This window comes from Faecalimicrobium sp. JNUCC 81, assembly GCF_053667625.1.
Genome location: NZ_CM132203.1, coordinates 3,442,389 through 3,457,662, shown reverse-complemented (window position 1 = coordinate 3,457,662; position 15,274 = coordinate 3,442,389). Strand labels below are relative to the sequence as shown.

Sequence of the window (15,274 nt, the reverse complement as noted above, 5' to 3'; positions counted from 1 at the left end):
CTACACGTAGCTCAAGAGTATCGAATTTTATTATAGGAGAGGAAAAATGAACATAAATTATGCTTTAATTATTATTGTAATGTTATTTGTAGTACTTATATCGATTCAGTTAACACTAAATAAGATATATTTAATATTAAAAGATATAAAAGAAATAATTAATATTAAGAAATTAAGGAATGATTAAGATGATAAGCTTAGAATATATTAAAGATGATATTCAAAACATAGCAGAGGCTATTGTGGCTGTTTTAGGTATAGATGTAACTATAGTAGATCAAAATTTAGTAAGGATTGCAGGTACAGGAATATATATAGATAAAGTAGGTAAAAAAGTATATGGATACTCTGCATTTAAAAAATCACTAACTGAACAAATTGATATATTAATTGATGATCCAAGCTGCAATGATATTTGCAAAGAATGTGACAGTAATATAGGATGTAAGGAGTTTGCAGAGGTGTGTTGCCCTATAATATGTGAAGAAAAATCATATGGTGTAATAGGTCTTATAGCCTTCACAGAAGATCAAGCAAATATTATAAAAGACAATAAAGATAATCTTATGAATTTTTTAGGTAAAATGGCTGATTTGATTTCTAATAAATTAAAAGCTCAAATCAAAACTTATGAATTAGAGTTGGAAAAGAAAAGATTAGAAACATTAATAGACAGTATGGATAAAGCTATAGTATCTATTAATGTAGATGGAAAAATAGATAAATATAATTCAAAGTTTATGAAGATATTTAACTTAAAAGGAAGTATAAAAAATAAAGATATATCAGATATACTAAAATTTATTGATAGACAGTCAATGAATAATTTTAAGAAAGATAAATCTTGTAGTTTTAATTATGAAAGTGGAGATTATACTTTAAAAGGAATATACAATGCAAACAAAATAATTTTAAAAAACGAACTTAAAGGATATGTTATAGATTTTATAGATAAAAGAGATGCTATAAAAAACTATAACAAAATAAATAAAGATTATATAATAACCCTAGATAATATAATAGGAGAAAGTGATATTATAAATAGTACAAAAAAAGAAGCTCTTATTGCATCAAAATCAACATCTACAGTTCTTATTACAGGAGAAAGTGGGACAGGCAAAGAGTTATTCGCAAGGGCTATACACAATCATAGTAATAGGAATGAAAATCCTTTTGTAGCGGTAAACTGTGCAGCTATACCAGATAATCTACTTGAAAGTGAATTATTTGGATATGAAGAAGGTGCATTTACTGGAGCTAAAAGAGGAGGTAAATTAGGTAAGTTTGAGCTTGCTCATAAGGGAACTATATTCTTAGATGAAATAGGAGACATGAGTTTGCATTTGCAAGCAAAACTACTTAGGGTGTTGCAAGAAAAGGAGCTTAATAAAATAGGTGCGAAATCAAATGTGTTCATAGATGTAAGAATTGTAGCAGCAACTAATAAAGACTTAGAGAAGATGGTCAATAAGGGAACATTTAGAGAGGATTTATATTATAGATTAAATGTAATTCCAATATCATTACCAAGCCTGAGAGAGCGTAGAGAAGATATTCCTTTATTAGCTAATTTTATGATGAAAGAATACGCTATCAAACTTAATAAAAATGTAGTCGATATAGATAAAAGTGTTATAAACTTAATGATTAATTATAAATGGCCAGGCAATATAAGAGAGCTTCAAAATATTATAGAATATAGTGTAAATATGTCTTCATCATCTGTAATTACATTAGATACAATGCCAAATAGAATGAAAAAAATAGATAAAAATGAAGATATAATAATTAAAGAAGGAATAATTAATCTAGAAGAATTGGAAAGAAGAGAAATTATAAAGGCATTAGATAAATATAAGGATTATAAAAAAGATAAAGATTTAGCAGCAAAGGCCTTAGGTATATCAAGGGCAACTTTATATAGAAAACTAGAAAAGTATAAAATAGTCTCAAAATGATACTAAATCTCATTTTGAGATTTTTTTATATTATTTTTGAGAAAAGTGAAACTATATAATGATATACTCAATTTATAAAAAGTGAATAATCTATTATTATATAAAAAAATTAAAAAATTCTACATAGTTTTATAAAATAATTTATATATTATTTAATTTAAAAAATATGTTTAAATTTCAATGTTTATATAATACTTAATAATAAAAATTTAAATATAAAAAATAATTTTAATCATTCCCAAAATATATAAAAAATAATTTGAATAAAAGTTGGCACGCTTATTGCTATAATTATAAGTCATAATATTATTATTTTGGAGGGATTTATTATGATGGATACAAAAGCTATGGATATAAAAGGAAGATTAATTAATATATTAGTTGAAGAGGTAAAACCAGCTATGGGATGTACTGAGCCTGTTGCAGTAGCACTAGCTTGTGCAAAAGCTAAAGAATTATTAGGAGAAGAAATAGTTAAGCATAGAGTATTAGTAAGCCCTAATGTTTATAAAAATGGTTTATGTGTTGGTATACCGGGAACAGAGAGAGTAGGACTTAAAATATCGGTTGCACTTGGATTTATAGGTGGTCATTCAGAGGATGGGTTAAGAGTATTAGAAGGTATAACTAACGAAGAGGTTAAATTAGCTGAAAGCTATATGGACAATACGCCAATATCAGTATCTCCAGCAGATACAAAAGAAAAAGTATATATAGAAGTTAATTTAGAAGGAAAGAATAATACTTCAAAGGTAATCATAAGAACTAAGCATGATAATTTTGTATACTTAGAAGCTAATGGAAAAGTTCTATTAGCACAAGAAGGATTAGACGAAATTGCTTCTACAACTGAAGTAGCTACAGAAAATATATTAGATACAATAACTATAAAAGAATTAATAGCAAATGTTGAAGATATGGAATTTAAAGATATAGAATTCTTATTAGAAGGAATAACTATGAATGAAGAAATAGCTAATTGTGGATTAGAAAATAAGATAGGTATTGGCGTTGGATACGGAATGAAAAAGTCTATTGAAAAAGGTTTATTAGGTGATGACTTAATGAATAATACAATGATGATAACAGCAGCAGCGGCAGATGCTAGAATGAACGGAGTAAAATTACCAGTTATGAGTTCAAATGGTAGTGGAAATCATGGTATAACAGCAATACTTCCTATAGTTGCATACAATAAAAGATTCCCACAAAGTGATGAAAGATTAGCTAAATCATTAGCAATATCTCATTTAGTAACAGCTTATGTTAAAAACTTTACAGGAAGACTATCAGCAGTGTGCGGATGTGGTGTTGCAGCATCAACTGGGGCGACAGCAGGTATATCTTGGTTAATGGATGGAAGTACAAAACAAATAGAAGGTGCTATGGAAAATATAGTAGCAAGCTTAAGTGGAATGATATGTGATGGAGCGAAATCAGGGTGTTCTTTAAAATTAGCATCAGCAGCATCAGCAGCTATACAAAATGCTATAATAGCAACTCAAGACTGTATAGTACCTCCATTAACAGGTATAGTTGGTAATACGGTAGAAGAAAGTATACAAAATTTAGGAAAAGTATCAGATAAGGGAATGACTACTACAGATGAGGTTATAATAAATGTAATGGATGATATGAACAAGGTTGACTAATTTTGTTGCAAAAGAAGATAATCTTCGATAAAATGGAAAGTATCATTATATATAGTGGAGGATTATACTATGGATATAGAAACTAAAAAATGGGAAGTCCTATGTTCGCAGGAACAGATAGCAAATAGGCTAAAAGAATTAGGTTCTCAAATATCAGAAGAATATAAAGGTGAAAAACTTATAGTTATATCTTTATTAAAGGGAAGCTTCATATTCTGTGCAGATTTAGTAAGAAACATAACTGTACCAGTTAAGATTGAATTTATGACTACTTCAAGTTACGGACACGGAGAAGAAAGTTCAGGTAGAGTAAAATTAGTATCAGATATAGGTTCAGAAATAGAAGGATGCCACGTATTAGTTGTAGATGATATAACAGATACAGCTCTTACAATGGACTTTGTTATGAGCCACTTAAAGTCTAAAAATCCAGCAAGCTTAAAATGCTGTGTGTTATTAGATAAGCCAAGCAGAAGAAAAGTAGAATTAGTTCCTGACTACTGTGGATTTGAAATAGAAGATAAATTCGTTGTTGGATATGGATTAAACTTTGGAGATTACTACAGAAATATACCATATGTATTTAATGTAACAAACGAAGATAGATAATATAAAAAGTTGCTCTAATGGAGCAACTTTTTATATTACAAATAAATTGAATTTTAAGTAACGAATATAACTGAGTGAATACGAATCTATATTCGTTGTCGATATGAAGTGTAGTGAATCTTATGCACATATTAACTATAAAAATTTACAAAAAGTGGATAACTCAGATAAAAAAATATTATAGGAGGTAACAACATGGGGATAAAAATGGTACATCATATATGCATTCAAACTGAAAATTACAAAGAATCTTTAGATTTTTACACAAAAATACTAGGTTTTGAGGTAGTAAGTGAAACACCAAACTTCCATAGTAGAGATTATAATACCTGGATACGTCTAGGTGACTTTATGATAGAGCTACAAACACCGAAATCTGGGGATAAGTTTAATAAATGGAGTTCATTAAATGAAGGACCTGTGCATATGGCATTTTTAGTGGATAATGTAGAAGAAGAATATAAAAGAATTATACACTTAGGATATAATAATTTTAAATTGAAAAATGGAGAAGTTGTGTATAAAGTTGAAGGTGAGAGTTTATTTAAAATAAAGGCTCCTGAAGGAACTGAAATAGAAATAAGAGATACAGATATAAACTAAGAAGGCAGACTAATAAGTCTGCTTTTTTATATAGAAAGATATTATTTGGGCAATGGATTTGAGCGAAGGGAATTTCAAGCAACGGATGTAACTGAATGAATACAAAGTTATATCGTTGGCGACATGAGCGAAGGGAATTTTAGTGTCAAAACTATATGGATAGCAATACTATTATAGTAGAGGGTAAATTTAAATTTTAGGAGGGGATAATAGTGAGAAATTTTGAAGAAGAATATTCATTAATTAGGGCTTTGCACGCAGTTCCGAATAGTGATGCAGTAGATATATATATAAATGACACTTTATTTTTTAAATCTATAAGATTTACTCAATTTAGTCCGTATGTATATGTTCCTGAGGGAACGTATGAGATGAAAGTATATGCTGTTGATACAACAGAAAATCCAATGTTAACAGAAAATATTGAAGTAAGGAATGGAGAACTAGTAACTATTGCAGTATCAGGAAATATTGATGATTTACAAGTAGTTAGTATAAAAGAAGACAAAGAAAGAGCTCAAATAGGATACTCTAAAATAAGAGTAGTTCATTTATCACCGAACGCACCAGAAGTAGATATATTAATAGATGGAGAAGTTTTATTTAAGGATATTGAATTTAGAGATATTAGTGACTATGTAGAGATATTAGCTGGAGACTATAGATTAGATATAGAAGCTGTAGCCAGTGGAAGAATTTTAAGAAGTAATCAAAAAACTATAAATCCAGATAGAATATATACATTTTATGCATTAGGAAATCTACCTAACGTACAAGTGTTTCAATCTTTAGACGGTGCAACTTTTATAGCACCTTCAATATCAGAATAAAAAAAAGCTTAGTTACTATAAGTAACTAAGCTTTTTTATTAATCTAAATCTCTAAGTCCATCCATAGTTTTAGTCTTATCAGATGTTTTTTCATCTTTCATTTTAATAACTTTTGCAGGAGAACCAGCAACTACACACCCTTGAGCTACGTCATGAGTTACAATAGCTCCAGCAGCTACAACAGCTCCTTTTCCTACCTTTACACCTTCAAGTATTACAGCATTAGCTCCAACTAATACATCATCTTCTATTATTGCAGGAGAAGCTGATGGTGGTTCTAATACTCCGGCGATTACAGCACCCGCACCTAAATGAACATTTTTACCAACTATACCCCTGGCTCCAATAACAGCATTCATATCTATCATAGAATTTTCTCCAACAACAGCACCTATATTAATAACAGCACCCATCATAATAACAGCATTCTTTCCGATAGTAACCATGTCTCTAATAATCGCACCAGGTTCTATTCTTGCATGCTCATGTAAGTAGTTATACATAGGTATAGCTGAGTTTCTTCTATCAAATTCAATATGAGTATCAATTATATTATCACTATTATCTTTAAGCGTTTTTGATATTTCTTCATAATCTCCTATTAAAATATATGAATTATTAGAACCAAAAACCTTAAAGCTATCAGTTGATTTAAGTATAATATTATTACAATTTACGTACACCTTTACAGGTGTAGCCTTTTTAGACTGTTTAATAAAATTAGCAATTTCATAAGCATCGTTTAAATTTATCATTAGATATCCCCCTTAGTATATTAATTAAAATCTAATTTAGCATATCGTCCATATTATAATAACCGCAATCTTGATTAACTAGATATTTAGCAGCAGTTATAGAACCTTTAGCAAAAATATCTTTAGACTGAGCACTATGAGAAATTTGAACAACTTCATCATGTCCTGCAAAAATTACATCGTGTTCACCGACAATCGTTCCACCCCTAATAGCATGTATACCAATTTCATTTTCACTTCTTTTTGCAGAACGCCCATATCTACCATAATTGTATTCAACACTAGGTAAAACATCCTTTACAGCGTTAGCGATCATAACAGCTGTACCGCTTGGAGCATCAACCTTCTTATTATGGTGTTTTTCTATTACCTCAATATCAAAACCATTTAAAACTTTTGAAGCTTCTCTTACCAATTTTAAAATAACATTAACTCCTAAGGACATATTAGAAGAGTGGAAAATTGGTATACTTTTTGATGCTATTTTTATTTTTCTTAATTCATCATCGTTATACCCTGTAGTAGCTATTACTAAAGGTGTTTTATTTTGTAGTGCAAATGATAACACATCATTTAGTGCCTCATGATGAGAAAAATCTATAATCACATCAGCTTTTTCCTCTATATCAACCATTTTAGAATACATTTTAAAGGTCGGATTACTTGGTAAATCTTTAGATACTCCACAAACTAATTCCAATTCACTATCTTCTTGAATACATTTTGTTAACACACATCCCATTTTACCAAGGCAACCATTTACTATAACTTTTAGCATAATTAATCTACCACCTTTAATCCTCTATTAATTAATTCTTGTTTTAATACTTGAAGATTTTTTTCATCCATTTCTGCTAAAGGTAATCTTAAATTTCCAACTTCAAATCCTAGTAAATTCATTGCTGTTTTTACTGGTATTGGATTTACTTCAATAAATAAAGCATCTATTAAAGGTTTCATATCAAGCTGTAATTTTCTAGAACCTTCTATATCTCCGTCTAAGAATTTTTGAACTAAATCATGAGTTTCCCTAGGACAAACATTAGCAAGAACAGATATAACTCCGCTTCCACCAACAGATAGTAATTGAACTATAGAATCATCATTACCTGAATATATAGCGAAATCATCAGGAACTAATCTAGCAATTTCAGCTACTTGAGCAAGATCTCCACTAGCTTCTTTAACTGCTACTATATTATCTATTTTAGCAAGTTCAGCTACAAGACTAGGTTTTATGTTCATAGATGTTCTTCCAGGAACATTGTAAAGTATTATTGGTAAATTAACACTTTTAGCTATTTCTTCAAAATGAAGCTTAAGGCCTCTTTGATTAGCCTTATTATAATAAGGAGTGATTATTAATAATGCATCAGCACCTAATTTTTCAGCTTTTTGACTTAAATAAATTGAGTGAGCAGTATTATTAGATCCAGTACCTGCTATAACAGGTATTCTTTTTTGAACCTTATCTACTACATATTTTATAACAGCTAATTGTTCATCATCACTCATAGTTGTAGCTTCACCAGTAGTTCCGCAAATAACCAATGCATCAGTATGATTTTCTATGTGATACTCTACTAATTTACCTAATTTTTCAAAATCAACACCATTATCATTGAAAGGTGTAACTAAAGCGACTGCAGATCCCTTAAATATCATATATAATTCTCCTTTTATATAAAATTCGCTTTGCTTATTTTGCCAACGATTACGTCTGTTGCTTGAGCAACGTGTTGGCGAATTATTTCAAGCTTAGCAGTTGGAAATTATAATTTCCTTCAATTAAAAAATTTAATATTATAGTTAGTTTATATAATTAAGAAATTAAACTAGGTTATAAGATAATAATAATTCAGCTATTTGTACTGCATTAGTAGCAGCACCTTTTCTAATGTTATCAGCTACAACCCATAGGTTAATTCCGTTATCAACACTAAAATCTCTTCTTATTCTTCCAACATAGACTTCATCTTTTCCAGTACAATCTATAGCAGTAGGGTATTCATTGTTTAAAGGCTCATCAACAACTACAATACCAGGCATAGATTCAAGAGCATCTACAAGGTGAGATAAATCAAATGCTTCTTCAAATTCAATGTTTATAGATTCACTATGACAATTTTTAACTGGAACCCTTACTGTAGTAGCAGTAACTTTTAGTTCATAATCATTAAATATTTTCATAGTTTCATTAATCATTTTCATTTCTTCTTTTGTATAACCATTTTCAGTAAAATCATCTATATGAGGTAAGCAGTTAAATGCTATTGGATGTGGATAGAAATTATTAGGCTCTCCTAAAACTCCACCTTCTAGGTCTTTAACTCCTTTAACACCAGAACCAGAAACCGCCTGGTATGTAGAGTAAACAATTCTTTTTAATTTATATTTATCATGAAGAGGCTTAAGTGGAACCATTGCTTGTATAGTAGAACAATTAGGATTTGCAATTATTCCATTATGATTTTTTACAGCCTCAGGATTAACTTCTGGAACAACTAAAGGTACATTTGGATCCATTCTCCAGTAACTAGAGTTATCTACTACTATAATACCATTAGATGCTGCTATAGGAGCATATTTTTTACTAATTTCTCCTCCAGCTGAAAATAATGCAATTTGTATATCTCTATTATTAAACACATCTTCTTTTAGTTCTTCAACTATAGAATCTTTTCCATTAAAAGTGACATGAGAACCTGCAGATTTTGCAGACGAAAATAAATATAAATTCTCAATAGGGAATTGTCTTTCTTGTAATACCTTTAAAAAGGTTCTCCCAACCATACCAGTTGCTCCAACTAAAGCCACATTTACCTTTTTCATTAAAATCACCCCAATTAATAAAATTCAATTAAATTATTTAAAACTTTAATTGTTTAAAATATAGTGCCAAATTGTTATTATAAGACACATTTATTTAAGATGAAGCTAAGTAGATTTATATAAAATAGTCTTTAATTTTATGTATATTCTATTTACTTTAAAAGGATACCTTTTATATAAAATAGAGAAAATTTAAAATATATGTATTTAAAATTTATGCAAGAACATATATAAATATGGGATAAATTTATAGGGGGATTGTATATGATAAAAGATACTAAAAGCTTACAAGAAAATATTTATAATCATAGAAAAACACTTCATAATATAGCAGAGGTAGGTAGAAAAGAATTTAAAACAGCAAAGTATATAAGAGATTATTTAGATAGTATTAATGTTAAATATGATACGTATTTAAAAACAGCAACATTAGGTATTTTAAAAGGAAAAATAGGAAAGAAAACAATAGCTTTTAGAGCTGATATAGATGGTCTTGTTACAGAAGAAGGTGTTAAGCACTTATGTGGCCATGATGGACATACTAGTATATTATTAGGATTGGTTGAATTTATAAATAATAATTTAGAAAACTTAAATGATAATGTAGTATTTATATTTCAACCAGCAGAAGAAGGTCCAGGAGGAGCAGAAGATTTAATAAATGAAGGTATAATAGATAAATATAAAATAGATGAAATATATGGACTTCATATATATCCGGAGTTAAAAGAAGGGTATATAGGTCTTGCTCCAGGATATTTTATGGCACAGGCGGGGGATTTTGATATTGATATAATATCTAAAAGTGGACATGGGGCTATGCCTCAAAATGGTATAGATGGAATTTTGATAGCTTCAAATCTTGTAAATATATTACAAAGTATAGTTTCTAGAAATGTAAGTCCATTAGATAATGCTGTACTTACTGTCGGTAAAATAAATGGAGGAAGTAGAAGAAATATAATCGCAGAAAATATAAGATTAGAAGGGACTCTTAGAACTTTTGACCCGAAAGTTTATGATAGTATGAAAACTAGAATGAGAGAAATATGCCAAGGTATGGAGAAGTCTTATAATTGTAAAATAAATCTTCATATAAAAGATGATTATCCTTCTGTAAACAATAATAAACATTTATATGAAGAATTTGTAGATGCCCTAGGAGAAGAAAAAGTAATAAGATTAGACCCAATGATGATATCTGAAGATTTCTCTTATTATCAAAGGGAAGTTCCAGGATTATTCTTTATGCTTGGATCAAGAGATGAAGAAAAAGGATTTATAAATGGACTTCATAACCTAAACTTTAATTTTAACGAAGAAGTTTTATTAAATGGATTAAATTCATACATTCAATTATTAAGATATAAAAATGTATTAGAATAAAAAATTATTTCATTTTATATTAATAACGACTTAATAATATTATCTGTTACTTAAATATACCCCTTAAATATTTGTATAATTTTTCTTTATATGACAAAAATACAAATATAAATAAAAAGGGGTGTTTTTTATGAATAATGAATTATTAAATAAACCAGGTAAAAAAAGTCAATCAAATAGTAAAAAGAAAAGAATATTGACAGATAATGATATAATGAAATATGAGATAGCATCAGAACTTGGCCTTATGGACAAGGTTAGCGAACAAGGCTGGGCAGGGCTTACAGCTAAGGAAGCTGGAAAAATAGGTGGAATGCTTACATCACGAAAAAAACAAAAGAAGAAGATGATGGAGGAAGCAAATAAGGACGATGGAACAGTATAAAAATTTTGCATTCGTTTATGATGAACTTATGAATGAAGTTGATTATGATGGATGGGTTAAATATATAGAAGACATAATAAAAAGTGAAAATGTTAAAGTTCAAAATATATTAGAATTAGCATGTGGTACAGGGAATATGACTATACCTTTAACTAAGAAAAACTATGATATAGCAGCTATTGATATATCAGAAGAAATGCTTAGTGTTGCTAGGGAAAAAGCAGAAAAAGAAGGTGTAGAATTAGTTTTACTACAACAAGATTTGGCAGAATTAGATTTTGATATACCAAATCTAGACTGTATTTTATGTGCATGTGATGGATTTAATTATATAACTTATGATGATGATTTAGAACATGTATTTAAAAAATCTTATGAACTACTAAAAAAGGACGGTTTATTCATATTTGATATAAGCTCATTTTACAAATTATCTACTATACTAGGAAACAATATGTATGGTGAAAATAGAGAAGATATAGCTTATATGTGGCAAAATTATTTTGATGAAGAAGAAAATTTAGTAGAAATGGAATTATCATTCTTTATTAAAGGTGAAGATGGAAAATTTGAAAGATTTGAAGAAATACATCAACAAAGAGCTTATACAGAAGACGAAATAATAGATTTACTTAAAGAAGCAGGTTTTGAGCATATAAAAACATATGCAGACTTCACTTTTAAAAGTCCAAGTGGAGAAGATGAAAGAATATTCTTCGTATGCAAAAAATAGAGTAAAGTTATTGGAGGAATACAATGAAAGATTACGTAATAAGAGCAACAGCAGGACAAGGACAAATTAGAGCTTTCGTAGCAACTACTACTAATATGGTAGAAGAGGCAAGAAAATTACATGAAACTACTAAGGTTGCAACTGCAGCTTTTGGTAGAACATTAACAGCTACATCTATGATGGGCTTAATGATGAAAAATGATAACGATAAATTAACAGTTATAATAAAGGGTGGAGGACCTATAGGAACAATACTTGCTACATCTAACTCAAAAGGTATAGTAAAAGGATACGTAGAGAATCCATATGTAGAAGTGCCTGATTATGAAAATGGAAAGTTAAATGTTGCAGCAGCTGTAGGAACAGATGGTGTTGTTAAAGTTACTAAAGATTTAGGTCTTAGAGAGCCATATAATGGAGCATATCCATTAGTAAGTGGAGAAATAGCAGAAGATTTTACTCATTACTTTGCACTATCAGAACAAACTCCATCAGTAGTAGCATTAGGAGTTTTAACTAAAGAAGATGAAGTAGAACATGCTGGTGGATTTATAGTTCAATTAATGCCAGATGCAACAGAAGAAAATATATGCAAGTTAGAAGAAAATGTATCTAAATTAACATCTATAACTAATATGATGCAAGAAGGTAAGACTCCAGAAGACATATTAAATATAGTTTTAGATGGATTAGAGCCTAATATATTAGGTAAATATGAAGTTGGATTTGAATGTGAATGTTCAAAAGAAAGAGTTCAAAAAGTTTTAATAGCAATAGGTAAAAAGGAATTAGCTTCTATAATAGAAGAAGATAAAAAAGCTGAGATAGGATGCCAATTCTGTAACTCAAAATACCACTATAGTGAAGAAGATCTTTTAGAAATATTAAAAGAGATGTAATATAATAAATATCAGTACATAAACCCTTTTAGACAAGTTATATTTTAAATGATAAAATATAATTGTATAAGAGGGTTTTTGTATATTAGTGGGAAGTATGAGGTGAAATAAGATGAATTTTAATCAAAGTTTAGACCTAACTCAGTCTCAAAAATTAATAATGACAACTGCGCTTAAGCAATCCTTAAACATATTAAATATGAGTAAGTTAGAAGTAGAAGATATAATTTTAAAAGAAGCAGAGGAAAATCCATTATTAGAAGTAGAGATAAGCAGTGAAGTAAATTGGGAAGAATACATAGCAAATATTGAAAAATCAACTCATATAAGTAAAAATGAATTAAATTATAATCCGGATAATGATATAAATTTAGAAAATATGATAAAAGACTCATCAAATATATATGAACATCTTAAGCTTCAAATAAGCTTATATAAGTTGAATAAGGAAGAAATGAATATATGTGAGTATATTATAGATAGCTTAGATAAAGATGGATATTTAAGAATTGATGAAGGTGAAATTATTGATCTATTAAATATAGATAAAAAATTATTTAATAGTTGTTTAGAAAAAATTTGGCAACTAGAACCAAGCGGTGTTGGAGCTAGAAATTTATCAGAGTGTCTGACAATACAAATGAATAACTTAGGACTACATAATAAGACACTAGAGGAAATAGTTAATAAGGATTTAGATTTAGTGGCAAGCAATAAGTATAAAGAGATAAGTAAAAAATATAATATATCTCTAAAAAGATGTATTGATATGATAAACATAATAAAGGCATTAGACCCTAGACCAGCTGGGTCTTTATCTATAGAAAAAAGTATATACGTACAACCTGATGTAATAGTAGAAAAAATAGATGATGAATTTATTGTTTATACAAATAGTAATGATGCTTGTAGAATAAAAATAAACAACTTTTATAAAGAAGTATTGAAAAATGCACAATATGATAAAAGTGCAAAAGATTTTATAAAGGAAAAATTAAATTCTGCAACAGGGTTAATTAAAAATATAGAAGGTAGAAAAAATACTGTATTAAAAATTGCAGAAGAAATAGTTAAATCACAAGAAGATTTTTTTAGAAAAGGAATTAAATACATAAAACCTATGAAGATGAAAGATATCGCTAACACTTTGAATTTTCATGAATCTACAATAAGTAGAGGTGTAAATGGAAAATATATGTTAACACCTTTTGGATTATTTGAATTCAAATATTTCTTTAGTAGTTCATTAGAAACAAATTATGATGGAGTAATATCTAGTACTAGTATAAAAAAGATAATACAGGAGACAATAAAGGGCGAAAATAAAAAGAAACCTTTAAGTGATGACCAAATATCAAAGCTATTAAAAGACAAAGGATTAAGTGTGGCTAGGAGAACGATTGCAAAGTATAGAGAAGAGCTAGGAATATTATCATCAAGTAAAAGAAAGAAATTTTAAAAATAAAAAAATATAAAAATATCGTAAAAACTATTGAAATATCTTTCCAATTCCTTTAAAATAAAGTTATCTTGTGGGACTGAAATAAATACAAGGGACAAAAAAAGTCCCAAGATGTTTAACAAAGGAGCACAATATGAAAAATTTACTAAAAATTCAACAAAAGTTGATTCCACAAGTAATAGAGCTTATGGAAAGAAGATACTCTATACTAAGGCAGATTTCAATAAGTGAGCCTATAGGGAGAAGAACCTTATCGAATGTAACTGGAATTAGTGAGAGAATAGTAAGATCAGAAACTGAATTTCTAAAAGAACAAAGTCTTATAGATGTAGCAGTATCTGGAATGACTATTACAAGAGAAGGTTCAGACCTTTTAGATGAGCTTAAAGAAATTATGAACGATATCATGGGATTATCTACACTTCAAGATAGAGTGAGAGATAAACTTGGTATAAAAAAGGTAGTATTAGTACCTGGAAGTTATGATAGTAATGAAACATTACTAAGAGATGTAGCTAGATCTGGAGCCGAGTACTTCATAGATGTACTAAAAGATGGAGATATAGTTTCTATAACTGGTGGAAGTACTATGTTAGAGTTTGCAAGTAGTATAAAGACTGATAAAAAATACAACGACGTAGTAGCAGTTCCTGCAAGGGGGAGTATGGGTACAGACGTTGATATTCAGTCAAACAACATAGTAGCAATGGTTAGTAAAAAACTGAACTCTGAGTATAAATTATTACATATACCAGATGAGCTAGGTGAAGAAGCTATGAAAACACTTACTCAAGAGCCACAAATTAAAAAGACATTAGATATTATAGAGAAGACAGATGTATTAGTTTTTGGAATTGGTAGAGCAGATGAAATGGCAACAAGAAGAAAATTACCAAAAGGGCAAGTTGAAGAAATAGTATCAAAAGGTGCAGTAGGTGAAGCTTTTGGTCACTACTTTAACAAAAAAGGTGAAATAGTATATAAGTTAAATACAGTTGGTATTAACTTAGAAACATTTAAAAATGTTAAAGAAAACATTGCCGTATTTGCAGGAACTAGAAAAGCAGAAGCTTTAATAGCTATGGCAAATATAAACAAAAATATAGTGCTTATAACAGATGAAGAAAGCGCTAACAAAATATTAGAACTAATATAATTAAAAGGTTGATT

General features: G+C 28.9%; 16 protein-coding genes. 12 read left to right on the top strand and 4 right to left on the bottom strand.

Annotation, left to right across the window (positions count from 1 at the left end):
* The first annotated feature begins 46 nt into the window (after positions 1–46).
* From JNUCC81_RS16970 to JNUCC81_RS16945, 6 genes are all read left to right on the top strand, one after another.
* Positions 47–187, top strand: a complete 141-nt coding sequence (locus JNUCC81_RS16970; RefSeq protein WP_208333930.1) for a hypothetical protein — start codon at positions 47–49, stop codon at positions 185–187.
* Positions 180–1,958, top strand: a complete 1,779-nt coding sequence (locus tag JNUCC81_RS16965; protein ID WP_454094545.1) for a sigma-54 interaction domain-containing protein — start codon at positions 180–182, stop codon at positions 1,956–1,958. The genes JNUCC81_RS16970 and JNUCC81_RS16965 overlap by 8 nt, the downstream gene beginning before the upstream one ends.
* Before the next feature lie 329 nt (positions 1,959–2,287).
* On the top strand, positions 2,288–3,610 hold the full coding sequence (locus JNUCC81_RS16960) for an L-cysteine desulfidase family protein (RefSeq protein ID WP_454094544.1): 1,323 nt from the start codon (positions 2,288–2,290) through the stop codon (positions 3,608–3,610).
* A 69-nt stretch (positions 3,611–3,679) separates the two neighbouring features.
* Positions 3,680–4,219 (top strand): hypoxanthine phosphoribosyltransferase, encoded by a 540-nt coding sequence (hpt, locus tag JNUCC81_RS16955; protein WP_454094543.1) that lies wholly within the window; start codon positions 3,680–3,682, stop codon positions 4,217–4,219.
* Between the two features lie 195 nt (positions 4,220–4,414).
* A complete protein-coding gene (locus JNUCC81_RS16950; protein WP_454094542.1) occupies positions 4,415–4,822 on the top strand; it encodes a VOC family protein in 408 nt (135 codons plus the stop codon).
* Between the two features lie 212 nt (positions 4,823–5,034).
* A complete protein-coding gene (locus tag JNUCC81_RS16945; RefSeq protein ID WP_454094541.1) occupies positions 5,035–5,652 on the top strand; it encodes a DUF4397 domain-containing protein in 618 nt (205 codons plus the stop codon).
* A 38-nt stretch (positions 5,653–5,690) separates the two neighbouring features.
* Here the strand turns inward: JNUCC81_RS16945 and dapD are convergent, their stop codons facing one another.
* The 4 genes from dapD to JNUCC81_RS16925 all read right to left on the bottom strand — a co-directional run bounded on the left by dapD (position 5,691) and on the right by JNUCC81_RS16925 (position 9,239).
* Complete coding sequence (dapD, locus tag JNUCC81_RS16940; protein WP_454094540.1) at positions 5,691–6,407, bottom strand: 2,3,4,5-tetrahydropyridine-2,6-dicarboxylate N-acetyltransferase; 717 nt, start codon at positions 6,405–6,407, stop codon at positions 5,691–5,693.
* A 31-nt stretch (positions 6,408–6,438) separates the two neighbouring features.
* Positions 6,439–7,185, bottom strand: a complete 747-nt coding sequence (gene dapB / locus JNUCC81_RS16935) for a 4-hydroxy-tetrahydrodipicolinate reductase (RefSeq protein WP_454094539.1) — start codon at positions 7,183–7,185, stop codon at positions 6,439–6,441.
* Positions 7,186–7,187: 2 nt separating this feature from the next.
* Positions 7,188–8,072: a 4-hydroxy-tetrahydrodipicolinate synthase gene (gene dapA / locus JNUCC81_RS16930; RefSeq protein WP_208333937.1), complete on the bottom strand. Its 885-nt coding sequence runs from the start codon at positions 8,070–8,072 to the stop codon at positions 7,188–7,190.
* Between the two features lie 165 nt (positions 8,073–8,237).
* Positions 8,238–9,239, bottom strand: a complete 1,002-nt coding sequence (locus JNUCC81_RS16925) for an aspartate-semialdehyde dehydrogenase (RefSeq protein WP_454094538.1) — start codon at positions 9,237–9,239, stop codon at positions 8,238–8,240.
* A gap of 267 nt (positions 9,240–9,506) precedes the next feature.
* Between JNUCC81_RS16925 and JNUCC81_RS16920 the strand changes: the two genes are divergently transcribed.
* From JNUCC81_RS16920 to JNUCC81_RS16895, 6 genes are all read left to right on the top strand, one after another.
* On the top strand, positions 9,507–10,625 hold the full coding sequence (locus JNUCC81_RS16920) for an amidohydrolase (protein ID WP_454096416.1): 1,119 nt from the start codon (positions 9,507–9,509) through the stop codon (positions 10,623–10,625).
* Between the two features lie 130 nt (positions 10,626–10,755).
* Complete coding sequence (locus tag JNUCC81_RS16915) at positions 10,756–11,010, top strand: small, acid-soluble spore protein, alpha/beta type (RefSeq protein WP_208333939.1); 255 nt, start codon at positions 10,756–10,758, stop codon at positions 11,008–11,010.
* Positions 10,997–11,743, top strand: coding sequence for a class I SAM-dependent DNA methyltransferase (locus JNUCC81_RS16910; RefSeq protein ID WP_454094537.1), 747 nt, complete (start codon positions 10,997–10,999; stop codon positions 11,741–11,743). The genes JNUCC81_RS16915 and JNUCC81_RS16910 overlap by 14 nt, the downstream gene beginning before the upstream one ends.
* Before the next feature lie 23 nt (positions 11,744–11,766).
* A complete protein-coding gene (hslO, locus tag JNUCC81_RS16905) occupies positions 11,767–12,642 on the top strand; it encodes an Hsp33 family molecular chaperone HslO (RefSeq protein ID WP_454094536.1) in 876 nt (291 codons plus the stop codon).
* A gap of 112 nt (positions 12,643–12,754) precedes the next feature.
* A complete protein-coding gene (gene rpoN, locus JNUCC81_RS16900) occupies positions 12,755–14,101 on the top strand; it encodes an RNA polymerase factor sigma-54 (RefSeq protein WP_454094535.1) in 1,347 nt (448 codons plus the stop codon).
* Positions 14,102–14,237: 136 nt separating this feature from the next.
* Positions 14,238–15,260, top strand: coding sequence for a sugar-binding transcriptional regulator (locus JNUCC81_RS16895; RefSeq protein ID WP_454094534.1), 1,023 nt, complete (start codon positions 14,238–14,240; stop codon positions 15,258–15,260).
* Positions 15,261–15,274: the final 14 nt, after the last annotated feature.